Origin of the sequence: Roseomonas genomospecies 6 (assembly GCF_008365375.1) — a bacterium.
Lineage (GTDB): Bacteria > Pseudomonadota > Alphaproteobacteria > Azospirillales > Azospirillaceae > Azospirillum.
In genome coordinates, this window is record NZ_QOKW01000045.1 from 1 (window position 1) to 24,830 (window position 24,830).

Genomic DNA, 24,830 nt, shown 5'->3' on the forward strand with positions numbered 1-24,830 from the left:
TGATCCATGGCTGTCCCTCCATGATGCTTGGGGCCGATCCGCTCGGACCCCGTGTCTCACACCATCACTGTGGGGACAGCCGCCCGCCCAAGCCAGAGCTTGGAGCAAGGCCCATTACGGCATCTAGGCGGCGGCCCGGAACAGAGCGGCGCTGAAGGCCGCCTGGACGGGCATGTCATTGGCGGGGATGGCGGAGACTTGTCCCTTGCGGACCATGGCCTTGATCTCGTAGCCGACGATGGTCCGGCGCGCCGTGTGGAAGCTCTGGGAGCCGAGCCCTGGCCGGACCAGCCGTTTGACCCGCCGGTGATCCTGCTCGACGATGTTGTTCAGGAACTTGGCCTGCCGCAACCTGGAGAAGCGCCACAGTTCGCCATCCGCCTTCATCGCCTTGGTCACGCTCGGATAGGCGGCATTCTTGTCCACGGTGAGGGTGCGCGGGTTGACCGTATGCCGCTGCCTCAGGGCCTTGCGGAAGAGGCGTCGGGCAGCGGCCGCATCGCGCTTGGCGCTGAGCAGAAAGTCGATCGTCTGCCCTTGCGCATTGACGGCGCGGTACAGGTACATCCAGCGTCCTTTCACCTTTACATACGTCTCGTCGACCCGCCAGGAGCCGGTCGTCATGCGCAGGTCCGGGCGCAGACGCCGGTCCAGTTCCGGGGCGAAGGCCTGGATCCAGCGGTAGAGCGTCGTGTGGTCGACCGAAACGCCACGGTCCGCCAGCATGCGTTCCAGGTCGCGGTAGCTGATCGGGAACTGCAGATACCAGCGCACCGCCCACAGGATCACCTCCACCGTAAACTGCCGACCCCTGGACGAGCTCTTCCCGCTGCGTATTACCCAGCCACCCCACCTGCCAAAACGGCCCCGATCCTACATGATCCCGGATACGACCCCAAACTTGCAACGGAACCGTTTCGGGTGATGATCCTGCTCCGGCGCGCCTTGGGCGATCTGTTCGAGGGAACATACCGGCGCCTGTGACGCCAGGAAGACGAAGACCTCGGAGGCTCGTCTTCTTCGTCTTCCGGGAACCGAGGGGCAGCATGCCGCAGCCCCCCGGTCACCAGATTGAACGCCGAGCGGTCAGGCGGCGTTGCCGGTGATGGCGTCCTTCAGCGCCTTCCCGACGGAGACCTTCGGCGCCTTGGAGGCGGCGACCGTGATCTCGGCGCCGGTCTGCGGATCGCGGCCGATGCACTTGCCGCGCTCGGCGACCTCGAACTGTCCGAAGCCGGGCAGCTTGATCGTCTCGCCCTTGACCAGCGCGTTCTGCAGGCCATCCAGCGCCTTGCCGGCGTCGGCCCCACCCAGCTTGGCGGCGATGAGTTCGGCTTGGATCAGGTCCTTTCCCCCGGTCGCAGCGGCCCGCAAGCCTCCACGCCGGGGTACGACAGCTTTGCCCCACCCCGGCGGTGATGTTCCGGCAAGCACCGACGATCACGTCTTTGGCGACACGTCCACGCGCCGGCTCACATCCGGCACAGGGCCAGCACCGCCTCGACGTCCTCCGGTTCAATGCAGCGCGTCATCGTGCACTGCCGCACCAGATGCACCGCCACGATGTCGGACCATTCCACCGCCCCCGGCAGGAAGCCGACTTCCTCCTGATCGCCCATCGCCGAGATGCCGCCACACTGCTCACTGTACAGCCACCCACCGGTCAACGGCCTCGTCTCCAGGACCGCCGAGGTCACCGGCAGGCGCTTGGTATGCGCTTTGGCCGCCACCTCCATGCGAAAGCGCAGCCTCCCGTGCGTTGCATACAGCTTGGCTTCCCGATGATCCAACCGATACACCTCCCGGAACAGGCGATCCCCATCCCCGTCCCGCAGCATGAATTCATCGAACGCCGATTCATCGACCGGCGGCAAACCGTTCAGCTGCCGCCGCAGATTGAGACGCTTCGCGTTGGCGGACTTCACTGCAGCAAGCTGCCGTTCGAGCGGCTCCCTGGCGGCGCAGATGTCCGCAAGCGTTGCATGATGGGGGTGCTGGTCCAGCGCCGTGCTCAGCTGGCGCGCGATCTCTTCCCCCTGCCAGATCAGCCTTGACGTGATCGTGGTGCCGAAAAACACCTCCCGGCGCTTTTCGAACGGGTTGAAAAGGTTCTGCCGCCCGACGACCCGTCCGGAGCGGACAATGTCCGCCAGTTCGGGCAGGGAAACGCTGCGGTACAGAATGGTCGGCGTGCTCAGCAGAACGGGCCGGTGGCGCTCATGCCCCGGATGGGGCGGGGCGCCATCCGCGCCGGTGCCGCTCACCATGACGGTAGCGGCGGTCTTCGGCGCCGCGCGGACAGTCTGCACGACACCGCGGGCCAGCCGCCGCGCCAAGCGGGTGGGCGGCAAGCAGACGGGCCGCATCGGCGCGGTCCCACCGCGCCGGCGCGCCTGCTGCTTGACGTCGCGCAAGGTGAGCAGGGCATCGGCGAGTGCCCGGCCTTCCCGTTCGGCGACGCGCTTCGCCAGACCGAGCGCCGGGCCCGCCTCGCGAATGGCCAGGACGAGGGCACGCCGCCCCAAAACCCCGAACCGCCGTGCCAGCCCGGCCACGCACTGAAGAAAGGCGGGATACCGCAGGGCCGCCGTCTCCACCACGTCGAGAGCGGCGATGGCATGGGCCATGAGGTCGCCGTTGCCATCGGGCTGGTGGACAAGGAAGTGCGCGGTGAGCCGGGACACCGGCCGGCCGCTCAGGCTCACCGTCAGCGGCACGTGCGTCGGCACCGCCGTGGCCGGCGACGAGGCGAGCCCGTCGAGGGTGACGGCACCGGAAAGCGGCGGAGCGTGCCGCTCGATCGGCAGGGAGAACGTCGTCATGTTTGGACCCTTGCTGTTCCGCCCCCTATGGGCCCAGGCGGATATTGCTCACCCTTCAGGCCGATCAACGCCTCCCGTCCTGGCAATCGGCCTCATCTCATGGGGGCTTCGTATCATGCCCATGGGCTGTGCTGTCGCCCCGCCGGCATCGGCCGTCATGCCTCCAGGCAGGCCCCATGCCGGCAGGGTCCCAGTGCCTGGCCCTGCAATCCGGAGACGGCAGGGCCAGGCACAGTGGTTCACCGCGACCGGCACCGCTGCACGACGTGCATCACCACCGCCCAAGCTTCGTCCTGCGGTCGCTGACGGCAACCCTCCAGCACACGCGCCAGCGTCGTGACATTGGCGTCCGGATCGATCCCCACCCCGTAGCACCAGCTCCTGGTTCCGTAGGCGCAATTGCCAACCGCTGCGCTGTCGTCCAGGGTGACCGGTTCATCGCCAAAGCGGCGGGCAAAGGTGGCGAGACGCTGCAGACGACGTTCGGCGCGGTTCTCCGGCGAGAGGGCCCGCCGCTCTGCAAGGCTCATCTTGCGCCTCAGCCCGGCGATGGCCCGGGCGACGTCCGACCCATGGTAAGCGATTTCACCCTGCCGGGCGATGGCGCCGCGCTCGACCCGCACATCCAGCCCACGCGTCTGCGCAGCCCACACCGCCGCATAGACCTCGATGCCGGCCACCGGCGAGCACAGCGGCTGGGCATCGAGCGTCAGGAGGCCATCCACAACCGCCAGTCCCCAGCGGTCCACCCGCGACAGCCAACGCCGGGGAACCGTGACGATCCAGGACGAGCAGTTGGCAGCAAAGGTCTTATAGCGGCCACCGTACGGATACACCCGGCCGAGGCGGACGGTGAAACCAACCGCCGCCGGGTCGTCGGTCAGCCGAACCGTGCAGGACGTGCCGTGCGTGGCCCGACGGAACACCGCCCGCGCCACCGCCTCCACACGCCGGATCCGCTGGAGGTGGAGGCGCTCGATGGGCGTTCCGGCCGGCAGGGCAGACACCGAACTCCGCACCGACATCAGCCGGGACCGCCGCTTGAGATCCTGCAGCGTGCGCAACGCCGCGACCAGCGCCATGCCCTGCTGTTCGGCGTCGCCCTTGCCCAGCTCCTGCGCCGGGCCGGCGTCACGGATAGCCTTGACCAGGATGCCGCGGTGCGCGTTGCCGACCTGGCGCAGCAGCTTGGCGACGCAGTTCAGGAAGCGGGGGTGGGTCGTGGCCGCGTTCGCCACCCGATCAAGCGAGGTGAAGGCCTGGATCAGCTCCTGTTCGGAAAGGGTGGCCAGCAAGCGGGGGCTGAGATACGCCACCGGCGTGCCGCACAAGCGGGAAGCGATCGGGGCGCCGACGGACGACTTCACCTGAAGCGCTGCGGTGTCAAGAGAAGCAAGGCTGGACATGGCGATCCTCGTGGAGCCATGCGTCGTACCCTCGCGGAGCGCGGGGCCGAGGCCATGGCGCCGGCGGATATTGTCCGCGGATGCTGCGGACAAACCCCTGCCTCACCCGTGCAAGCCGGACGCGTAAAAAGGCCTCGTCCGTTGCAACCGCTCTAGCGGGTCTCGGCATGACAAGCCGGCAGCATGCCCGGCCTGTGTGGCCGAGGCCGGCGGTCAGGACCACCGGACCCGCCGAGGACGAGGCGGGCCGTGGCCATGCGACCGCGGAGACGTCTGACCGACATCCTCGTCCGGCACATCGCCACCGCACCGTCGGGAGCGCTGCCGTCAAGGCGCCCGAGCTGTCCGAATCAGCCGCGACGGAATGCCGCATCGAGGGGGAGGGAACTTGGCGTCTCCGTCCATCCGCTGTCCGTCCCGGACCATGGGCTTGGCCAGCGGGGCGCCCCGCCGCCGGGGTGCGAGGGACACCAGCACGGACAGCCGATGCGGTCAGCTCGGAGGCGATCTTCCCGTGCTGACAATGTTGCCTCACCGGCTTCCCCTGGAGCCGGACAAGACCTGACCAGCCAGCCCGTGACCGCTTGCTTGTCGGCCGCCCCCATGGCTCGATCTCGGCCACGCTCCCCACGCCAGCGGACAGACCGGACCGCACCCCCGGGCGGGGGTGGGAACTTCGTTCCCGTGTTCATTTTTTCTTGTTCCAGGATTCCCGGACGCCGCAAACCCGCAGCCGGCTTGGGCGGCGGCGGGGTATCGGGGTGAAAAGTACGGGGATGCGGTGAGGCGTGAACGGGGAAACGAGCGCCGGCGGGGTGGTTTGTACGGGGGTACTGGGTGTTATGGACGGGGAAAACGCGAGGACGCGCCGATGGCGCCCTCCACTGCATGATGTCCTGCCCACGTGGTTGGAATCGCTCAGGTTTCGGGCTGCACATGCTTTGCATACGCAGGCGCCTTCGCAGCGCCCTGCCCCCTATGGACAAGGAGTGAGCCCGGACGGCGATCGCCGTCCGGCGGCTTCCGGTGGCCTGCGATGCCCTTACCGCCGCCTCTGCGCCGAAGCCTTGGGCTGAAGCGCCAAACGCAGGAGTGGCCTGTCGAACCCAGGCATCAGCGCCAGCCCCTGCTCCACGGCAACGTCCAGATCTGGGACAGCCGTGAAAATATCCGTGCAGCCGATGCCGACCGTATAGCCAAGCGCCCCTGCCGCCAGGACCTGGTCTTCGATCCGCTGGCGCGCGGCGGGCGAGCGGTCGCCATGCGACCACGCCCACACCGCATCGCGCAACTGACGGCCCAAGCGGTTGGTCAGGAAAGCGGCGTCCGGCTGCAACACCGCGATCACCGCATCCGCTTCGATGCGGGTGATCAGTTCGTCCGCGCTGTAAACGACCGTCATCATGGTTTTTGCCTGTCCGATTGTCGCGTCGACCGCCCGGTGCGGCGGCCCACAGGGCCAGCCGCCGCGCCGGGCGGTCGTGCCGCCCGCCGGCCATCGGCCGGTTGACGGCGACGCGCGGTTACGATGGCGCCCGGGCCGGGAGGAGAGGACACATAGCGGGCGCTTCGGACAGAGGTTCCAGACGCCTGAAGAACCTTCGGACGCCTGGGGCAGACCGGCGCCCGTCCCGTTCAGGGGAGGGGTGCCATCATGGTCCGCGGCGGCGCGGCCCTCCTCCCACACGCGAGACGATCACCGCTCCCTGTCCTCCCGCACGCGCGGTGGACGCTCACGGACTGGCGGTGGAGAGGGGGGAGACGGCGAAGGGGCGATCGCGTCGAGCGGTCGGTCCGCCACAGGCACCGGTGTTTTCGGCCCGGGTGCCGGCGCCGCAGGTGCCCACTCACGCCGGCGCCGCTCGATCGCGCCATCGATGACCGCGCTCGCCCGCTCATACTCCAGGCGCAGGCGCGGATCGTCGGTCAGCCGCACGCCATCGTCAGTGGCGCGGGCACAGGCCGCGAGTTGCCGATCGTCCAGTGTGGCCAGTTTGGCTTCCAGCGCCGCGATGGCGACGGCGGAGCGGCCGGCCAGCCGGAGGCCACCATCGACGACGCCAATCGGACTTTCGGCCCCCGTCAGGATGCGCGAGATCGCCGACCAGCCGGGCTCGTCCGTGCTGTCGGCCAGTGCGGTCATGCGGTCCACCGCTTGCAAGCGGCGGGCTGTCGCCCGCCTGCCGGCAGCGTTCTCAACGGCGACTGGCGCAGGGTGGGAGAGAGTGTCACCAAGCTCCGCCGCAGGCGCGCTCCGGGGGTGACCGGCGGATTGCACAGGCCCTGCCGCGACGGGAGGCCGGTCCGGCTGGACCATCGCCACCAGTCCTCGCCACGCCGTCTTCGCCCACACGCCCAAGCCGGAGCTGAGGCCGACCTTCACGAGCAGCTGTTCGGCATGACGGACCAGCATCCAAAAGGCGCGGCGCCACCCCTCCGCCTCGACCCTGGCCTGGTCCCGTTCCCGCCGCAGCCGCTCGAGTTCCGCCGCCCGGCCGGAGAGCGCCGCCTCCAGGATGGCGATCGCTTGCGGGATCCGCACCGCTGGCGGTCCCTGCAGCTCAAAACCGAGGATCCGCACCTGGGCGTCCAGCCACCCGACCATGGCATCCCGATCAGGCTCGGTCTTGACGTCGATGCCCGCCAAAACCGGGCGTTCTGCTTTGGCCGACGGCCCGCTCTCCGCCATGGCGGCATCCCGGTCGGCCGCGATGCCGTCAGCCCGCTGCCGAACTGCCACCACCGTATCCACCAGCCGATCGTCCGGAATCTGACCTCCAAGCACAGTCCGCACCCGCTCCAGCACGCCCCGGCTTCTCTCGTGCTGATGTTGCAAGTCCGTATGGCGCTGCCCGGCGGCTATTGCCGCAAGTTTGGCTTGGTGCAGCGATTCCTCCAGCGTCGCGGTGCGGTGCCGATCATCCTCACGCTCCCGACGAAGGGCGGCAAGGCTCTGCTCGGTCAGCCGACGCTCCTCGCGCCCCTGCTCCAGCGCCCGCTCCAGCGCCGTTACCCGGCCCGCCTGGAGGCGTTCGCCCTCGGCGGCGGCCAGCCGGGCCTGTCGTTCCCGGAGCAGGGCGCTGCCCTTTTGGGAATGGGCATAAGCCATGGCGCCTCGGGCGACGGTCAGTACCCGCTCCCCCCAGTCGCCCGAGGACACCATTGGTTTGTTTTGTTGGTTTGTTTTGGTCGCGATCAGGGTCACCGCGGCGTCGACCGCCTCCAGCGAGGCACGCAGCCGCTGCATCTCGTCGGCACTGTCCGTGTCTGGTTGCGCCGGCTGGTTCACCGTGATCTCCGCCCCCGTCTGGCCGCGGGCGTCGAGGAAGTCGGCGACGGCACCCTGGAGGCCGCTCCACAGCGCCCGGTCCTGCCAGCCGACCACCACCCCGTCCGGCGCCTCGATCCGCAGCGTGCGCGCCGGACCGACGGAGAAGCGGACGCCCTTCTGCTCGAGCTGGATGATGCGGGCCAGGGCGACCGCCAGACGCGCTGCCTGCGTCTCCGGCGTCAGACGACGGCTTTGCGCGAGTTCGCCGACAATAGCGTTCCAGTCGTGAGCCATCACGTGCTCTCCTCTGGCGGCGGCACGGCCGCCCATCACGGCGTGGTAAGCGGGACCCAGCGGGACCTGGCAGAGCAGCCGGTCGTCGGCAGCGGCCGTTCCGCTCTCCCGCTGGCGGCGCCACTTGGACTTTTGCGACACCCGCAGCGCCGAACCGGACTCGTGCAGCGCGGCGTTGCAGGCCTCTTCCCATCCCTGGCGCGCCGCGATGAGAAAGCTCCTTTTCCACAGGGCCCGGTCTTTTTTTCCGAAGCCGTCCCCGTCGAGCGGGCGGGTGGAGGCGAGGATGTGGGCGTGGGGTTGATAAACGAGGAGGCGGCCGTCCGGCAGTTCCAAAACGTGCGGGCCGTTGACCGGTGGACGGTTGGGCACCCGCGCAACCGGCAGGATCGGCCATGCCGGATCGATGGTGCGTGCCAATTGGTCGGCGGCTTCCGGAATCCGCGGATCGAGCGGCTTGCCGTACAGGTGGATTGCCGTATCGACCACCAGCCCGCGCGCCACTAGATGCCGGTCGACGAAACCGTTCAGATGGCGGACTGACAGATCGATCGGAACGGTGCGGCTGAGCGCGGCCTCATAACGCAGAGCCAGGGCAGCGTCGCGCCGGCGCTCGGCGGCTTCGACCCGCCCCCACAGCGTCGAACGCTGCCGGCACCAGGCCGGCGCATCCGACGGGTGACGGATTTCGCTCGCGTAGACGCCCCTCTTGCCGGAGTAGTCGAAGACCGTGTCCGGGCCGAGGGATAGGCCTTGCTTCGTCACCATGGCCCGCACCGCCGGATCGATCGCCTCACAGCTGCCCGCTTGGTAGGCTGCGGCGGCAAGCACGCAGCGGAACCGCTCGCCCGACTGATACGCGGCGGCGCCACCGGCGGTGGTCAATGGCGAGCGGGTCACGAAGGACTGCTCGATGCGGAAAAAGCCCAGATCGTCCACGCCCGCAGCGCCTCCACGCCGGCCGCGATGATCAGGGCGGCGCCATCGGGCCACCCCAGGCGTTCCGGCCCCGGCCGGAACGCCTAACTGCACCATTCAGCCCCCGCCGGCACGGGGCCGGGGACGCTTTCCTTTCAGCGTATGGAGAGGGCCGGCGATCCGCATCCGCCCGGCGACGGATTTTCCAGCCAGGCGTGCGTCACCTATGGTCTCGGACGGGTTGGCGAACGATGAACGGGGAGCCGACGACAATCGGCGTCGGCACGCATTTCCCGGCGGCGAGCCCGGACAACATAGTCGGGGCCCGACGAGGCAGCCCCTCACCCCCAACCCGGAATCACCGATGACCGATACCGTGCTGCAGAACGCCACCCTCACCGGGGCCTTCGTCCCCGCCCCCGATGCACAGCCCCCCAAGCCCCGCCACGTCGGCAACTTTTTCGCCATCGACGCTCGGGCGTGGGTGCTGGCGTGCGCACTCGGCCTCAACGCGGCCATCGCCTATCTGATCCTCGCGGCGTTCTCGCGGCGCGACAACCGCACCACCTGCGCCGGGGTCGAGGCGGTGAAACAGTACGCCAGGGTCGGGTGGAGCCGCGCGGCGAAGGCCATCGACCTTTTGGAAACCGCCGGTCTGGTCAGCACGCCGGATCGACCGAAGCTGCTGCGCGTGCTGACGCCGGCACATACCATTCCCGAGTGCGAGGGCTATCCGCCCGAGCCGCTGACCGATCGCGAACGTCGCCTCTACGACTGGCTGGTGCCGGGCGGCTCATGGCTGCCGTCCCGGGCCTGCCCGGAGTTGGGCGGCTTCCGCCCCCGCACTCTCATCCGCGGGATCGTCGACAAGGGTTGGGCGCGCGCTCTCGGCGGGCACATCTACGCGCCTGTCGGCTACGATCCGGCCGCCGCCGCCCTGCCCGCGTGGATTTGGCTGCCCCGGTCCCTGGTCGTCGGTGCTGGAGGCGACACACCGCCGATCGTCGAACTGCGCCAAGCCCAGAGCGTTGGCTTGTTGCGTTTGTTTGTTCAACTCTATGGCGTCCAGGATCTGGCCGAAGACGGTGGCCTGCCCTGGACCTTCGCGCGTTACCGCCACACGAAGCTCCGCGTCGGCGACCGCGGCCGATACGTCGTCGTCGCCTTTGGCAACCCGCAGCCCCAATTCAACCTCACTCATCCGCTGGTCCAGGCCCACGCGAACGCCCACCCCGAAAATCCCACGGCCGGGCTCGCGCAATTCAAGGAGCAGTTGAACCGGCTGATCGACATGGGACTCGTCGAGGTCGTCGACCATCTCATCGAGAGCCTGTCCGGCGAGGCCGAAATCCTGCACCCCTGCCCGCGCACCAATGGCAACGTCCTGGAACGTAAAGTCGCCCAGGCGGCCGATGCCGCCGCCCGCGCGCTGCTGCCCGCCCCGCGGATCGCCGCCGCCGTGCGCCCCCTCGGCGCCTCGTACACACTGGTGCCCGTCCCCTCGGTGCTCGAGCAGGTTGAGTTGATCGGCATTCTGCGGCTGCGCTATCGGGCGTGGACGCGACGGACCGCGGCCTGGAGCGCGAACACCAAGGAGCGCTGTCAGAGCCACTTGCAGCAGTACGAGCGCATGCTCGCCACGGTGCGGCGCGGTCACCCGACGACGCCATAACACACCGTGGCCACGCTCCGGTGGACCACTGCGGGAGACATAAAGGAAGAATCAAGGACGGTTCAAGGAGAAGTCAACGACGCTACGCCAATTCGGTGCTTCGCACCGCGCCGGGCGGCGCGTCATGCCATCGCCTTCGGCCGCGGCTCCTTCCCTGTCCTCGCGGGCCGCGTTCGACGGGTCCCGGTCTCGCCATTAGCCCCACGCCCCCTTGCCGAGCGCCAGGACGTTGAGCGACGGATCGAACATCCGAAGACGCCGACGGCCAGCACCGCCGAGGTTCCAGCTCCGGCTTTCCGGCTCCGCGCCGAAAGGCCGACGCGATCACCCCCGCCTCAATGCCGCAAAGTTTTCCACAAGCGAGCGCCGCGCGTATCGGAGTATGGACGCCTACCAACAAGGCATTAGGAGCTATCGTCAAAATTTCTTAACACAGAACCAGAGAACAGAGCACGGCCATGAGTTCCGGTCAGCAGACTTTTTCTTCACCAAGCCCTTGCCTCATGCGCAAAGAGGCGGATATCTCCGATCGCAGGGCTTTTCCCAAACCGAAGGAAACATCGTGGGACGACCGATGGGTGTCACGGAGACACAGGTGATCGCCGCGGGCACCGCGCTTGAGGCGGCCGGCGAGCCGGTCAACGGTACGGCGCTGCGTCGGGCGCTCGGCGGCCACGGCCGGCCGGAGGCCTTGGTGCGCGTCTGGCAGGCCCACAAGCTAGCGCAGGCGTCCCGGCCGGCGGCCCTCGGGCCGCTGATCGACGAGGCCCTCACGGCGGTGCGCCAGCCGCTCGAGCGGCTGGCCGAAGGCAGCTGGCGCGGTGCCGCCGACGGCCTTGCCGCGCGGATCCGCGAGTTGGAGGGGCAACTGCGGGACGCGGAGGAGGAAATGGGCGCGACGATCGACCGGAGCGAGCGCGCGCTTGATGAGGTTCACACGCAGATCGATGCGCTGAACGCGGCGCTCGCGGCCGCCGCGGAGCAGCACCAGACCGAGCGGCGAGCGCTGCAGGACAAGGTGCGTACGCTCGAAGAGCAGCTCGCGACCCGCGACGAGGAACGGCGGACGGTCCGCGAGCTCGCCGACCTGCTGCCCGCGCTGCAGCAGACCATCGCCGACCGGGCGCTTTCGCACGACGGGAGCAGCGACACCAAGCCGGCCCGACCGAAACGCGCACAAACAAACGAACAAACGGCGGTGCTGCCGTTGCTCGACGCCATAACTGAGCTGGTCCCCGTTTCCCGGACAGTCGAATAAGCTTGGCTCGTCCAGGAAGAAGGACGGACCCGATGACGGGAAAACGGAAGCGGTATTCGGCGGACTTCAAGGCGAAGGTGACGCTGGAGACGATCCGGGGCGAGCTGACGGTGTCGCAGCTGGTCGCCAAGCACGGCGTCCATCAGACGCTGATCAATGCCTGGAAGAAGCAGGCGATCGAGGGGATGGCCGGGGTGTTCTCCGGCAAGGCGGAGGTCGCCGAAGCCAGCCATCAAGGCGAAGGGGAAAAGCTGCACGCGATGATCGGCCAGTTGGTCGTGGAACGCGATTTTTTGCGCAAGCCCTCCGGTCGATGAGCGTCGCCCGGAGGCGGGAGATGATCGAGCCGGAGCATCCGCAGCTGTCGATCACCCGGCAGTGCGAATTGGTTTCCATCAGCCGATCCAGCTACTGAGCGGATGCGGGCTCACCTGTTCGTCGCGACACTGGGTTACTCGCGCCGCAACTTCGTCACGGTGTTCTGTCACGAGCGGCAGTCCGCCTGGATCACCGGTCTGGAGGCCGCCTTCCAGCACTTCGGCGGCGTGCCGCACGAGGTGCTGATCGACAATCCCAAGACCCTGGTCACCCATCGCGATCGGGAAACCCGGGAAGTGAAGGCCAATGACCTCGATCGCGTGCTTCCCTGGGCCTGGAAGGCCGAGTGCGCCGCCCAAGCCGCTTGACCAATCCTATCTCTATTGCCGCCCATCCTCGCGTGTGACCGTTATCGTCGCAACGTGGGGTGCCGATGACGCTTACCGATTGCCAACCAGCACTTCGACACGTTGGTCGATCTCGATGACACGCTCGCCGATTATTGCTGCGCCCTGGCCGATGATCCGGACCGCATTCGAGCCGCGACGTGGTTCCATTAGTGGCCGCAATTTGCGTGACTTCCAAGCAATGGAAGCCTTCAAACGTCGGCCATATAAGCCGGCTTGGCCTCATAAGGCTCAGTTGCTCACCACCGGCTTGCGGATGGCCTTCTGGCCGTCGGTCTTCGCCACCGCCTTCACGGCGGGCGGCGCCATGTCCTCGGTGGAGGCCTGCTGAAGCCGGGCCTGCGGGCTCGCCTTCGACGGGAAGGCCACGGGCAGGAGCATCGCGGCGAAGACGGCCACGGCGATCAGGGTCTTCAGGGCTTCCCAGGCGAAGCCGCCGCGGCGCGGGGACTTGGACAGCGCGGAGGCGTCGTCCGCCTCCAGGGCGGTCGCCGGAGCAGCCGGCGTCGGCTGGACTGCGGTCATGGACATGGCAGGCACTCGTGTTCGGGTTCGCCGGATTGGTACCCCCAGCATCGCAAGGGACATGCCACGCGTTTACCCCCGTGGTACCCCAACCTTTCGTTTGGAAATTAACTCAAAGTCAAAACAGTGGCGGGGATTCGGCGCAGGACCGGCGCGAACCCGGCAAGATTCTCCCCCCGACCGGCGGATTTTGCCGCCCGGGTGGAGAATTCTGCCGGGAAGATATTGCCGCGTGGACCGGTTTCAGGCCATCCCGCGGATCAGCGCCACCTGGCGTTCCAGGCAGCGCGGCAGGTCGAAACGCTCCACCGCCGTCTCCCGCGCGGCGCGGGCCAGCGGGGCGAAGGCGCCGGGGTCCTCCAGCACCGCGACGGCCTTGGCGGCGATGTCCTGGGGGGAGAAGAAATCGGCCAGCAGCCCGTTCTCCCCGGGGCGGATGACCTCCCGCACCGGGGCGGTGTCGGAGCCGATCACCACGCAGCCGAGCGCCATGGATTCCACCATCGACCAGGACAGGACGAAGGGATAGGTCAGGTAGACGTGCGCCCGCGACACGCGCAGGACCGACAGATAGCGGTCGTAGGGGAGATGCCCCAGGAAATGGACGCGGGCGGGGTCCACCGGCACCTCGGCCAGCATGGTCTCCCGCCAGCTCTTCCCGCCGGGGGGCGCCGCGCCGTAGCTGACCTCGTCGCCGCCGGCGATCAGCACATGGGCCTTGGGCCGTGCCTCCAGAATGCGCGGCAGGGCGCGCATGAAGCTGGGGAAGCCGCGGTAGGGTTCCAGGTTGCGCACGGCGTAGGTCAGCACCTCGTCCCGGCGCGTCAGCACCGTGCCGTCCGGCAGGGTCACGCGGATGTCCGGGTCGGGCAGGAGCTGTGCCGTGTCCACGCCGTCGTGGATGACCTCGATCTTCGGATGGAAGGGCGCCGGATGGGAATCGCGCTGCCATTCGGTGGGGGCGATGCCGCGGTCGCACGCCTCCAGGGACAGCAGCAGCGGCGTGCTGCGCATCCTCAGACGCAGCACCGTGTCCACATTGACCGGGACCGACGGGTCGAAGCCGACGTCCAGCCCCTGGGCGCGGTAGAAGAACTCGCAGTAGTTCAGGTAGGGGGTGTTGGGGAACACGTCCTTGACGAACAGAGTCTCGCCCCAGCCCGGATGGCCGACGACGACGTCGGGGCGGAAACCCTCCTCGCGCAGCCCCATCAGCCGCCGGGCCACGGCCTGGCCGTGCAGCACCGCGTTCTCGGTGGAGACCAGATAGGGATGCGCGTTCTCCCGCGCGGTGCGGCTGGGCTGGTAGGAGAGGCGGCGCACGTTCGGAATCTCCCGGTCGGTGCGCTTGGTGATGAAGACGACGCGGTTCGCCGGATCGGCGGCCAGACGGGCGGCCAGATGCTTGTACTGGCCGGGCATGTTCTGGTGGATGAAGACGATGTTCATGGTGCCTCCGCAGGAACCGGACACAGGCAAGGGCCGGTCAGGCGCGCCCGGCGCCGAACTTCTCCCGCAGCTTCGGCCCGACCTTCGGCAGCAGAACGGACAGGATCAGCAGGCTGAGCCCGATGACGGTCGGCGCGATCCAGTCCGGCTTGCCGGCCAGGGCGTGGTCGCCCGCGGCGCCGAACTGCACGAAGGCCACCGTCATCGGCAACTGCCCGATCAGCGATCCGAAGGCGTAGGCGCCGAGCCGCACCCGCGTCAGGCCGAGCGCGTAATTCACCCCGCTGTGCGGCAGCACGGGCACCAGCCGCAGCATGGCGACGGCCCGCCAGCCGCCCGTCTCCAGCCGGCGCAGCGCGTCGCCCCAGCGCACCCCGTCCAGGGCCGGCACCAGCCCGTCGGTGACGTAGCGGGTGAGCAGGAAGCCGGTGGAGGCGCCGATCACGCTGCCCGCCGCCGCCAGCACCCCGCCCCACCAGACGCCGAAGACCAGCCCGGCGACCATCGCCATGACGGAGCGCGGGAAGAACAGCAGGCTGGCCAGGATGTGCAGGAGCAGGAACAGGACCGGCGCGGCGGGGTGGTGGCGTAGGATGTCCTGAAGCGCGTCCATTCCGAAGGTGCCGTGCCACGCCCACCAAGCACCGCTCCCGCCGAGCAGAAGCAGGACGAGCAGCCCCCGCCCCAGGTTACGGAGGGTGGACGGGGAAGGCATGCGGCGCTCGGCCATGGTGCGGGCCTTTGGTTCGTCGAACTGGGGTTCCGTGGTCGGGTCTGCATATCACGGGCGCTACCGCACCGCGAGAGACGATCACGGGCGGCATATCTCCAGAAACCGGAACGGTCATTCCGATCAACGACATTTACGTTGAATGCGATAAACAAAACACACTAAAATGCTCCAAAAGCGCATATCTCTTATCGCGAAAGGCTAGGTTTCTCCTATGGCCAAGCTCAACTACGTGTTCACCAGCGAGTCCGTGTCCGAAGGCCATCCGGACAAGGTGTGCGACCGCATCTCCGACGCCATCGTCGATCTGTACCTGTCGCACGACCCCTATGCCCGCGTGGCGGTGGAGACGCTGGCGACCACCAACCAGATCGTTCTGGCCGGTGAGGTGCGCGGGCCGGAGAGCATCACGCCGGACATGCTGGTCCAGGTCGCCCGTGCCGCTGTGAAGGACATCGGGTACGAGCAGGACGGCTTCCATTGGGAGAAGATGGACGTCAAGTGCTTCGTCCATTCCCAGTCGGCGGACATCGCCGTCGGCGTCGACGCCGCTGGTGAGAAGGACGAAGGGGCCGGCGACCAGGGCATCATGTTCGGCTACGCCTGCAACGAGACCCCGGCCCTGATGCCGGCGCCGATCTATTACAGCCACGCCATCCTGAAGTCGCTGGCCGAGGCCCGCCACTCCGGCGCCGCCCCGCAGCTCGGCCCCGACGCCAAGAGCCAGGTGACGCTGCAGTACGAGAACGGCAAGCCGGTGCGCGCCACCGCGGTGGTCGTTTCCACCCAGCACGCCGAAGGACTGACCCAGGAGGAGGTGCGCGAGATCGTTCGCCCGCACGTCGTCAACTGCCTGCCCGCCGGCTGGATGTGCGACGAGGCGAACTTCTACGTCAACCCGACCGGGCGCTTCGTGATCGGCGGCCCGGACGGCGACGCCGGCCTGACCGGGCGCAAGATCATCGTCGACACCTACGGCGGTGCGGCCCCGCACGGCGGCGGCGCCTTCTCCGGCAAGGACCCGACCAAGGTCGACCGTTCCGCCGCCTATGCCGCGCGCTATCTGGCCAAGAACGTGGTCGCCGCCGGCCTGGCCGAGCGCTGCACGATCCAGCTCTCCTACGCCATCGGCGTGTCGAAGCCGCTGTCGGTCTATGTCGACACCCACAGCACCGGCACGGTGGACGAGGACAAGCTGTCGGAGGTCCTGCAGAAGCTGGTGGACCTGTCCCCGCGCGGCATCCGCACGCATCTGGGCCTGAACAAGCCGGTCTACGCGCGCACCGCCGCCTACGGCCATTTCGGCCGCGAGGCGGAGGCCGACGGCGGCTTCTCCTGGGAGAAGACCGACCTCGCCAACGACCTGCGCACGACGTTCTTCTAAGCGTCCGCAAGGACCGCAAGCCCAGCCGCCCGGTACCCCACCGGGCGGCTGGTTCTGTTTCTGGGAATTCCCGAGAGGCCATGCCCAGGCAAAGAAAAAGGCCGCAGCCATGATGGCGCGGCCTTCAAGTCTAGGGAGGAAACGCCCAAAGGGCATCCGGGAACCAATTTATGCTGCAATGCAGCAAAGGTCAAGCCCCCGGCGAACCGTCATCGCCAAAAATATTCCCCCCCCTCGCGGCCCCTGCTCCGGCCCACCGGATCGCAAATGCCGGAAAAAGAAAAGGCTGCAGCCGGTGAGGCGCAGCCTAGTTCTGGGAGGGAGGAAACCAAGTGAACTTGGTGAGGCCATTTATGAGCCGATTTGATTAACAGCGCGTAAACAGACGATCTGCTCCGAAGACATACCTATTTTTTGACAAGGATCAATAAAGCCAAGCTCAAGCTCAGCGCACGAGCGCCGCCCGGATGTCGGCCTGCCACACCATGCTGACCAGGGCGACCTGGGTGAGCAGGGCAATCTCGCCATGCCCGACGGCGGTCAGAAGCTCCTCCCGCGTCATGAACAGGATCTCCGTTTCCTCCAGGTCGTCGGACAGGGGATCGGCGATCCGGCGGCAGCCGGTGGCGTGGAACATGTGGGACACCGCGCCGCCCTGGTTGGCGTTGACCGTGTAGCCGCCGAGCGCCGTCCAGTGGTCCGAGACGAAGCCGGTCTCCTCCAGAAGCTCCCGCCGGGCCGCCTGCAGCGGGTCTTCGCCCGGCGACAGATGGCCGCCGGGGAAGGTCAGGTTCACGCGCCGCGGACCGTGCCGGTACTGGCGGTAGACGATGGCGCGCCCGTCCTCCGTCTCGGCGAAGATGCAGGCGAAGGACGGCATGTCGAACTGGTAGTAGTCGCGGATGACCCGCCCGTCGGGCAGTTCCACCGTCTCGACATGGACTTTCAGGAACGGATCGGCGTCGAGCAATTCGCGGCTTTCGAGCACGGTCCACGGGCGCAGATGGCGCGTCATCCCTGGGTCTCCTTCGTCCTGTCCTTGTTCACGGCACGTCCTTGTTCACGGTGTGCCCTGGGTAACGGGCGGGCGCCGCCGGAGCAAGAAACATGAAAGGGCAGCCTCCGGATTCCGCCGCGCCGCGTGCATTCGAAAACACTCATCAGCCGCTCAGGGGATTGTCAGTCAATAAAGCAAGCCAAAGTCGACGTATATGGGTGCATGCACAGCATAACAGGATATGAATCGACGCTCTTGCTCTTCCTGGTAATCCAGTTAGGATGCATTAACAACGCTGAATGAAGATTATGCGTTAAATTTTATCCTTATGCTTGTGAAAGGCGATGGATCGGCGGCCGCAGCCGCACCCCTCCCCTCCGAAAGCCGCCCATTGAAAGCCGTGGAAGCCCCATGCCGAGCCTGCCCCTCTCAGACCTCCGCCCACCCTCTTCCGCGGGCACCCCGCCTCGCGGCACCGCGCGAAGCGCACCTGAAAACACGTCCCCGGCCATCGCGGGCGGCGGAGGAGCGCCCCTGCGGGCTCCGGTCCGGGTTCCGATCCGGGCTCCGCAGGATCTGGCCGCCGGCCTGCTGATCGCGGGCTTCGGGCTGGGCGCCCTGTGGCTGGGGCGCGACTGGCCGACCGGAACGCTGGCCTATGTGCAGTCCGGCTTCTTCCCGCGGATGATCGGGCTGCTGATGGTGCTGGCCGGCGCCGTGGTGGCCGGACGCAGCCTTCTGCTTCACGGCGCCGCCCTGCCGTCCTGGGGCTGGCGCCCGCTGGCCGGAGTGACGGCGGCGGTGCTGGCCTTCGCCGGAACGGTGGAGACGCTGGGGCTGGTGCCGGCGGTGCTGATCCTGGTGGGGCTCGGCAATCTGGCCGGACAGCCGCTGCGCCCGGCTCCGCTGGCGCTGCTGGGCGGCGCCCTGGCGGCGGGCTGCGTCGCGCTGTTCGTCTGGGGGCTGGGCCTGCCCCTGCGGGTGTGGCCCCTGTGGGTGGCGCCGTGATGGACCTGATCGCCAATCTTCTGCTCGGCCTGTCGGTCTCGCTGTCCCCGGACAATCTGCTGCTGTGCTTCGGCGGGGCGCTGATCGGCACGCTGATCGGCGTCCTGCCCGGCCTGGGACCGACCGCGACGGTGGCGATGCTGCTGCCGCTGACCTTCTACCTGCCGCCGGTCGGCGCGCTCATCATGCTGGCGGGCATCTTCTACGGATCGCAGTACGGCGGGTCGGCGACGGCCATCCTAGTGAACCTGCCCGGCGAATCCTCGTCGGTCGTCACCTGCCTGGACGGCCACGCCATGGCGCAGCAGGGTCGGGCCGGGGTGGCGCTCGCCACGGCGGCGCTCGCCTCGCTGTTCGCCGGGGTCGTCACCACCTTCCTGATCGCCGTGGCCGGCCCCCCGCTGGCCGGAGTGGCGCTCGCCTTCGGGCCGGCGGAGTACGTGTCGCTGATGCTGCTGGGCCTGATCGGGGCGGTGACGCTGGCCCACGGGTCGGTCGTGAAGGCCATCGCGATGATCCTGCTGGGCCTGCTGCTGAGCATGGTCGGCACCGACGTGAATTCCGGCGACACGCGCTTCACCTTCGGCCTGCCGCAGCTCTACGACGGCATCGATTTCGTGCCGCTCGCCATGGGGCTGTTCGGGCTGGCGGAGATCATCATCAGCCTGGAGCAGACCGGCGGCGCCGGGCGGACCACCGCCCCCATCGCCAGCCTGTGGCCGAAGCGCGAGGACATCCGCCAGGCCGCGCCGGCGACGGTGCGCGGCACGGTGATGGGGGCGCTGCTGGGCATTCTGCCCGGCGGCGGCGCCACGCTGGGCTCCTTCGCCGCCTATTCGCTGGAGAAGAAGCTGGCCCGCCGGCCGGAGCGCTTCGGCCAGGGCGCCATCGAGGGGGTGGCCGCACCGGAGGCCGCCAACAACGCCGCCTCGCAGGCCTGCTTCATCCCGATGCTCAGCCTGGGCATCCCGCCCAACGCCATCATGGCCCTGATGATCGGCGCCATGACCATCCACGGCATCACGCCGGGGCCGCAGATCATGGTCAAGCAGCCGGAGCTGTTCTGGGGCATGATCGCCAGCATGCTGATCGGCAACGTGATCCTGGTGATCCTGAACCTGCCGATGATCGGGCTGTGGGTGCGGCTGCTGAAGGTGCCCTACGGCTATCTGTTCCCGGCCATCCTGGTCTTCTGCTGCATCGGCACCTACACGCTGAACAACAACGGCTTCAACGTCCTGCTGATGGCCCTGTTCGGCGTCCTGGGCTACGTGCTGCGCAAGCTGGAGTGCGAGCCGGCGCCGCTGATGCTGGGTTTCGTGCTGGGTCCCATGCTGGAGGAGAATCTGGGGCGCGCCCTGCTGCTGTCGGGCGGCGACCCCACCGTCTTCGCCACCCGCCCGATCAGCGGCAGCCTGCTGGCCGCCGCCGGTCTCCTGCTGGTCCTGATGGTGCTGCCGTCGATCCGGCGGCGGCGGGACGAAGCCTTCAAGGACGATTAACATCTTCCCCACGTCTAAAGCCGGGGGATTTCCGAGAATAGCCTAAGCCACTCTCTTCAGTTCGCGCTTCACAGACCGCCCATCGGCAAGTCTCGGCGCGGGCTGTGTTCCAGCCCTTAGGATATTGCGGGCGGCATTAGTATCGGCGTTCGCCGCATGCCCGCAATGTCCACATTTGAAAGTCGCTTGGCTCTCGCGACTTGCTTTATCCACGATGCCGCAGGACGAGCACGTTTGGCTCGTGTATGCGGCGGGTACCTTGACCAACTGGCCGCCGTTCGCGGCGAGCTTGTATCCAACGAAGGTCTCGAACTGATGCCAGTTGTTGTTCAGGATCGCCCGGTTCAGCCCCGCCTTCTGCCGCACATTGCGGCCGGGCTTGGCTGCCGTGCCCTTGGCAGAAGCGGTCATACCCTTCGTGTCCAGCGCCTCCAGCACGACCACGCCGAAGGCGTCGGCAATCTCGCGGGACCGCTCGTGGTTCCAGTGCCTGCGCAGCCGTGCCGCCGTCGCCTTGGTGTGGGCCACGAGCCGCTTGGCTTCCGCCCGGCGCCTCGACCCGCGCTTCTTGCGGGACAGCGCGCGCGCCTGCTTGCGCGCCCGCCGATCCAGCAAGTTCAGCCGCTCCCGGTCCAGGTCGCGGAACGTGCCGTCCGACAAGGCAAGCGTGCGGACCACGCCACGGTCGATGCCAACGGCCGGGCCGAAGTTCTGCGGCACATCGTGCTCAACCTCCGTCGAGAACACGACGTGCCAGCCCAGATCGTCGCGGGTCACGGTCACGTTCTTGACCGTGACAGGCATGTCGCGGGTCAAGCGGAACTTCACCTCGCCGATCTTCGGCAGCTTCACCGCGCCCCACTTGGCGTTCAGCTTGCGCCATGGGCATTCCCGGCCGTTGAAGCGGAAGGCGTCGTTCAGCCCGCGCTTCCGCGGGGTCGGGTAGTCGGCGCGGCCGGCGAAGAAGTTGCCGAACGTCCTGTCGAGATCGCGGAGCGCCTGTTGCTGGCAGATGATCGACACTGCCGCGATCCAGTCGAACTCAGCGCGGAGCGCGGTCAACTCGCGGCACTGCGAGGCGTAGCTGATGCTGGAACCAGTGTTCGCCTTGAACTGTCGCCACCAATCACGGCGCTGTTCCAAGGCCAGATTGTAGACGAGGCGGCAAACCGCGACGTACTGGCCGAACAGGACACCCTGTTCGGCCGTCGCGTACAGCCGGAATTTGTAGCCTCGGTTCAGCATTGGTCAGAAGCCTTTCTGGTTCTCAATGTACTGCTTGACGACAGCAAGCGGAACCCCACCAACCGTCCAGACGAAATAGCTGTTGGTCCACAGACTCGGAAGCCTGGACTTCAGCCCCGGGAACTCGTCACGCAACAAGCGCGACGACCTCCCCTTGATGGCCTTCACCAGTCGGTGGATGCCGAACTGCGAGTCGCATCCGACGATGCAAGTGCACGTGGCCCGGCATGCTCTCCATTCCGACGATATCCGAACCCGTTTCCTCGCACACCCCTGCAATGATCTGCTTGACGCGCGCGTCGATGGGCGGCTCCAGCAGCTTGCGCCAGTACTTCGGGCACCAAACAACATGGCGCTTGCACGAATAAACGAAGCTGTTGTTCAACCTGCAGTCCATAAGGAGATAGATAGCATGCCATCATCTAACGCTTGAGGTCGTTTCACTGCGACGTTGCCCCTGGCCTTACCATGCCTGAAGGCAGGAGCTTCTCGGGACTTTCAGTGACCGCCTCGCTCTCCCCCGCCTTCCTTCTTTTTGTCCCCGCCCGCCCCGTCTTCCAGAGGGCGGAGGGTCTTCATGCCGTGAAAGGTGCCTGCCCGATGACCGTCGTCAAAGAGTTTCCCCGCCCCGCCACCGATCTGGTCGCCGCCTTCCGCGGTCAGTCCCCGGCCACGCTGCACGAAGCGATGGGCAAGAAGGGCGCCATGTCCTTTCCGATCAAGCCGCTCTACCAGGGCATGACGCTGTTCGGCACCGCGGTGACCGTGTCCGGCGGCCCCACCGACAATCTGATGATCCACGCCGCCATGGCGCTGACCCGTCCGGGCGACGTGCTGGTGGTCGATTTCAAGGCGATGACCGAGGCCGGACCCTGGGGCGACGTGCTGACCGAGGCGGCGCTCCAGCGCGGCTTGGCCGGGCTGGTGATCGACGGCTGCGTGCGCGACGCCGCGGCCATCCGCCAGATGGGCTTCCCGGTCTTCTGCCGGGGCACCAGCATGAAGGGCACCACCAAGACCCAGCCCACGGGCGACGTGAACACCCCCATCGTCTGCGGCGGCGTGTTGGTCATGCCGGGCGACATCGTGGTCGGCGACGACGACGGGGTGGTCGTGGTGCCCCAGGCCGAGGCCACCGCGACGCTTGCCAAGGCGGCGGAGCGCGAGCGGATGGAGGAGGGCCTGCGCGAGCAGCTCCGCGCCGGGCGGACGACGGTCGAGGCGCTGAAGCTGGAACCCTTTCTGGAGGCCGGCGGCATCACGCTGTGAATGGGGCTAAGTGAATGGGGCCAAGTGAATGGCGCCGGGTGCCCAGGGCCGGAGCGGAAAAGCGGGCGGGACCAAATCCCGCCTGCCGGTCGCCCGGAATGGTATTACCGGTCATCGGCAAAGGAACGGCCATAGGAAAAAAAATGCCGCGTCCGGACACGAGGTCGGCGCGGCAGCCTAATGCTCTTGGAGCATCATGATGTTTTTGGTTTCCTCCCCAGACCTCAAGGCCTTTGTTTTGTGAGAGGAAATTTCCACAGTCGGCGCAGGGAAGTCAACCGCATTGAGCGGGGTATAACTTAAAGCCTAACGCTCCCCTTACGATGCGCCGGCAGTGGCAGCCGGCGGCGGCGGATGGAACCGTCCGAAAAGAAAATCGCAGCGGAAGCCGAACAGAGGGCTTGCTTTCCGCCGGGCCTGTGCGGTATCTCCCTGCCTCCTTCGTTGGAGCGGCGCGGGCGTAGCTCAGGGGTAGAGCACAACCTTGCCAAGGTTGGGGTCGAGGGTTCGAATCCCTTCGCCCGCTCCAGTTTTTCACATTTCAGAGACCTCGCAGCCGACCGGCCCAGTTGACCGGCGCCGTTGCACACCCCGGAGGCGGGTGGTTTTCATGCGCCCCGTGAACGGTCACCACGTCAACGAAATTGCGCCCCGACAGCCGCACCGATCTGCGGCGTGAGGCGGGCGTTCGAAATCGCCACCGATCCTAGCAGTTCTCCGCAAAAAGATCTTTTCATAGATCTATTCCGCCGGTAGCATGATCGCCATGACCATCGCCCAGACCGAACCGCTCCGCCCCGAATCGGAACCCGCGCCGTTGCCCCGAGTGGTTGGCGGTTTTTCGACCGTGCTGGCCGATCCGCCATGGCGATTTTCGAACCGCACCGGGAAGGTCGCGCCGGAGCATCGGCGGCTTGACCGCTATTCGACCATGTCGCTCGAAGCGATCAAGGAAATCCCCGTTCAGGAGGTCACGGCGAAGAACGCGCACCTGTACCTCTGGGTGCCCAACGCCCTTCTTCCCGAGGGGCTCGACGTGATGTCGGCGTGGGGCTTCCGCTATGTTTCGAACATCATCTGGGCCAAGCGGCGCAAGGATGGCGGACCGGACGGCCGAGGGGTGGGCTTCTACTTTCGGAACGTGACCGAAATCCTCCTCTTCGGCGTCAAGGGGTCGATGCGGACGCTCCCCCCGGGGCGCTCGCAAGTCAACATGATAGAGACGAGGAAGCGCGAACATTCCCGGAAGCCGGATGAGCAGTATGATCTGGTCGAGAGCTGTTCCCCCGGGCCGTACCTTGAGCTGTTCGCACGCCACCCCCGGCCGAATTGGACGCTTTGGGGGGATGAATCCGCGGAGGATCATGTGCCGCGCGGAAAGGCCCACAAGGGGTACTCGGGCGGCGAAATCCTGCCGCCGCTGCGCGCCAATGAACACCTCCAGCCCGAGGTGGCCGTTGCCCTGGGGACTGAACTGAAGAGCCGCTATCAGGCGGGAAGCAGTGTGCGTGAAATCTCGGACGAGACCGGGTATTCGATACAGCGCGTGCGTTCACTGTTGGCTGGGGCGGAGACCTCGATGCGCCCCCGGGGCAGGAGGGGGAGTTGAATCAGGCGTAGGGCTGCCCGTTCCATGTGCTCTCGTTGGCCGCCACGATCAGCACCGGGCATGACCCCATTACGCCCCGTCGCATTCTCATCTGGGCCTTGTCGAAAGCCGTTACGGTCGAGGTTGTCAGGTCAATCGGCAGCTTTGCGTTGCGCCCCTCCTCCGGGAGGGTCGCCTGATAGTCGCCCCATATCCGCCGGGCAAGGGTGAGCAACGACAATCTGTCCTTGGTGATGATGACGCCTGCCGAGATGATTCCGGCATCGAACCACGAACGATAGGAGGCCAGATCGCGGTCGAGGTTGCCGTCTTTGGCATTCCACTCCACGTCCAGCACGATACGGTTCTTGAAGTTGTCAACCAAGTATCCTTCCTGCTTGATTACAGGAAGCTCGCCCACCTTTTTACCGTACTTGTCGTATAGAAGACCTCGCGTTTCGAGATCGAGCCTAGTCTCCCTCCAACCGCGCTTGTAAAATTCATGATCAATCTGATCTGCAATATCGCCTCGGTTCCCCCCGGCCTTTAACCAGTACTTCGGGTCCAGTCGATAGGTCGCGAGCACTTCAACAATATCGGCCCATTCGAGAGGACAGACGGCCTTCATCACTGCCGACGCCGAATTTGACTCCATGAATGCCCAGTGGTCCCGGGCAATGGGGGGAAGAATAGCCGGCTCATCATAACTGAATGTCTCATACATCGTTCAATTATGATTGCATTTTCGTCAAAATATCAATGCCCGC

Annotated in this window: 19 protein-coding genes, 1 tRNA gene and 3 pseudogenes; 10 read left to right on the forward strand and 13 right to left on the reverse strand. The window is 67.1% G+C overall.

Annotated elements, in window-relative coordinates:
• Positions 1 to 123: 123 nt before the first annotated feature.
• The 6 genes from DS843_RS29125 to DS843_RS29150 form a co-directional block, all read right to left on the reverse strand.
• Positions 124 to 837 (reverse strand): IS6 family transposase, encoded by a 714-nt coding sequence (locus tag DS843_RS29125; protein ID WP_149472317.1) that lies wholly within the window; start codon positions 835 to 837, stop codon positions 124 to 126.
• Between the two features lie 249 nt (positions 838 to 1,086).
• A complete protein-coding gene (locus tag DS843_RS29130; RefSeq protein WP_149472318.1) occupies positions 1,087 to 1,374 on the reverse strand; it encodes an HU family DNA-binding protein in 288 nt (95 codons plus the stop codon).
• A 98-nt stretch (positions 1,375 to 1,472) separates the two neighbouring features.
• Entirely contained in the window at positions 1,473 to 2,822 is a 1,350-nt protein-coding gene (locus DS843_RS29135; protein WP_149472319.1) for a hypothetical protein, read from the reverse strand.
• 239 nt (positions 2,823 to 3,061) lie between these two features.
• Positions 3,062 to 4,228: a hypothetical protein gene (locus DS843_RS29140; protein WP_149472320.1), complete on the reverse strand. Its 1,167-nt coding sequence runs from the start codon at positions 4,226 to 4,228 to the stop codon at positions 3,062 to 3,064.
• Positions 4,229 to 5,270: 1,042 nt separating this feature from the next.
• On the reverse strand, positions 5,271 to 5,633 hold the full coding sequence (locus DS843_RS29145; protein ID WP_149472321.1) for a hypothetical protein: 363 nt from the start codon (positions 5,631 to 5,633) through the stop codon (positions 5,271 to 5,273).
• Between the two features lie 291 nt (positions 5,634 to 5,924).
• Positions 5,925 to 8,732, reverse strand: a complete 2,808-nt coding sequence (locus DS843_RS29150; RefSeq protein WP_167525522.1) for a MobA/MobL family protein — start codon at positions 8,730 to 8,732, stop codon at positions 5,925 to 5,927.
• Positions 8,733 to 9,075: 343 nt separating this feature from the next.
• On the opposite strand from DS843_RS29150, the gene DS843_RS29155 reads away from it, so the two are divergent.
• The 4 genes and pseudogenes from DS843_RS29155 to DS843_RS29170 all read left to right on the forward strand — a co-directional run.
• A complete protein-coding gene (locus DS843_RS29155) occupies positions 9,076 to 10,383 on the forward strand; it encodes a hypothetical protein (RefSeq protein WP_149472323.1) in 1,308 nt (435 codons plus the stop codon).
• A gap of 595 nt (positions 10,384 to 10,978) precedes the next feature.
• Positions 10,979 to 11,641: a DNA-binding protein gene (locus tag DS843_RS29160; RefSeq protein WP_167525523.1), complete on the forward strand. Its 663-nt coding sequence runs from the start codon at positions 10,979 to 10,981 to the stop codon at positions 11,639 to 11,641.
• A 32-nt stretch (positions 11,642 to 11,673) separates the two neighbouring features.
• Positions 11,674 to 12,053 (forward strand): annotated as a pseudogene (locus DS843_RS29165) (transposase); the annotation flags it as partial.
• Positions 12,054 to 12,075: 22 nt separating this feature from the next.
• A pseudogene (locus tag DS843_RS29170) lies at positions 12,076 to 12,240 on the forward strand (IS21 family transposase); the annotation flags it as partial.
• A 357-nt stretch (positions 12,241 to 12,597) separates the two neighbouring features.
• Here DS843_RS29170 and DS843_RS29175 read toward each other — a convergent pair.
• From DS843_RS29175 to DS843_RS29185, 3 genes are all read right to left on the reverse strand, one after another.
• Positions 12,598 to 12,897 (reverse strand): hypothetical protein, encoded by a 300-nt coding sequence (locus tag DS843_RS29175; protein ID WP_149472325.1) that lies wholly within the window; start codon positions 12,895 to 12,897, stop codon positions 12,598 to 12,600.
• 237 nt (positions 12,898 to 13,134) lie between these two features.
• Positions 13,135 to 14,340, reverse strand: a complete 1,206-nt coding sequence (locus DS843_RS29180) for a glycosyltransferase family 4 protein (RefSeq protein ID WP_149472326.1) — start codon at positions 14,338 to 14,340, stop codon at positions 13,135 to 13,137.
• A 37-nt stretch (positions 14,341 to 14,377) separates the two neighbouring features.
• Positions 14,378 to 15,055, reverse strand: a complete 678-nt coding sequence (locus tag DS843_RS29185; RefSeq protein ID WP_286192393.1) for a TVP38/TMEM64 family protein — start codon at positions 15,053 to 15,055, stop codon at positions 14,378 to 14,380.
• Positions 15,056 to 15,284: 229 nt separating this feature from the next.
• Between DS843_RS29185 and metK the strand changes: the two genes are divergently transcribed.
• Positions 15,285 to 16,454, forward strand: coding sequence for a methionine adenosyltransferase (gene metK, locus DS843_RS29190; protein ID WP_149472328.1), 1,170 nt, complete (start codon positions 15,285 to 15,287; stop codon positions 16,452 to 16,454).
• Positions 16,455 to 16,899: 445 nt separating this feature from the next.
• On the opposite strand, the gene DS843_RS29195 is transcribed toward metK, so the two are convergent.
• Positions 16,900 to 17,469 (reverse strand): NUDIX hydrolase, encoded by a 570-nt coding sequence (locus tag DS843_RS29195; RefSeq protein WP_149472329.1) that lies wholly within the window; start codon positions 17,467 to 17,469, stop codon positions 16,900 to 16,902.
• Positions 17,470 to 17,862: 393 nt separating this feature from the next.
• On the opposite strand from DS843_RS29195, the gene DS843_RS29200 reads away from it, so the two are divergent.
• On the forward strand, positions 17,863 to 18,459 hold the full coding sequence (locus tag DS843_RS29200) for a tripartite tricarboxylate transporter TctB family protein (RefSeq protein ID WP_286192394.1): 597 nt from the start codon (positions 17,863 to 17,865) through the stop codon (positions 18,457 to 18,459).
• Positions 18,459 to 19,961, forward strand: a complete 1,503-nt coding sequence (locus DS843_RS29205; protein ID WP_167525524.1) for a tripartite tricarboxylate transporter permease — start codon at positions 18,459 to 18,461, stop codon at positions 19,959 to 19,961. Before DS843_RS29200 ends, DS843_RS29205 begins: the two co-directional genes overlap by 1 nt.
• 42 nt (positions 19,962 to 20,003) lie before the next feature.
• On the opposite strand, the gene DS843_RS29210 is transcribed toward DS843_RS29205, so the two are convergent.
• Together DS843_RS29210 and tnpA are read right to left on the reverse strand one after the other, a co-directional pair.
• The gene (locus DS843_RS29210; RefSeq protein WP_149472331.1) at positions 20,004 to 21,206 is read right to left on the reverse strand and encodes an RNA-guided endonuclease InsQ/TnpB family protein; all 1,203 of its coding nucleotides are present in this window, start codon (positions 21,204 to 21,206) and stop codon (positions 20,004 to 20,006) included.
• Between the two features lie 3 nt (positions 21,207 to 21,209).
• Positions 21,210 to 21,603 (reverse strand): annotated as a pseudogene (gene tnpA, locus DS843_RS29215) (IS200/IS605 family transposase).
• Between the two features lie 203 nt (positions 21,604 to 21,806).
• On the opposite strand from tnpA, the gene DS843_RS29220 reads away from it, so the two are divergent.
• From DS843_RS29220 to DS843_RS29230, 3 genes are all read left to right on the forward strand, one after another.
• Complete coding sequence (locus DS843_RS29220) at positions 21,807 to 22,475, forward strand: 4-carboxy-4-hydroxy-2-oxoadipate aldolase/oxaloacetate decarboxylase (protein WP_149472332.1); 669 nt, start codon at positions 21,807 to 21,809, stop codon at positions 22,473 to 22,475.
• Positions 22,476 to 22,929: 454 nt separating this feature from the next.
• A tRNA-Gly gene (locus DS843_RS29225) sits at positions 22,930 to 23,004 on the forward strand.
• 237 nt (positions 23,005 to 23,241) lie between these two features.
• Positions 23,242 to 24,084 (forward strand): MT-A70 family methyltransferase, encoded by an 843-nt coding sequence (locus DS843_RS29230; protein ID WP_149472333.1) that lies wholly within the window; start codon positions 23,242 to 23,244, stop codon positions 24,082 to 24,084.
• 1 nt (position 24,085) lies between these two features.
• On the opposite strand, the gene DS843_RS29235 is transcribed toward DS843_RS29230, so the two are convergent.
• Entirely contained in the window at positions 24,086 to 24,787 is a 702-nt protein-coding gene (locus DS843_RS29235; protein WP_208852357.1) for a BglII/BstYI family type II restriction endonuclease, read from the reverse strand.
• Between the last annotated feature and the right edge of the window lie 43 nt (positions 24,788 to 24,830).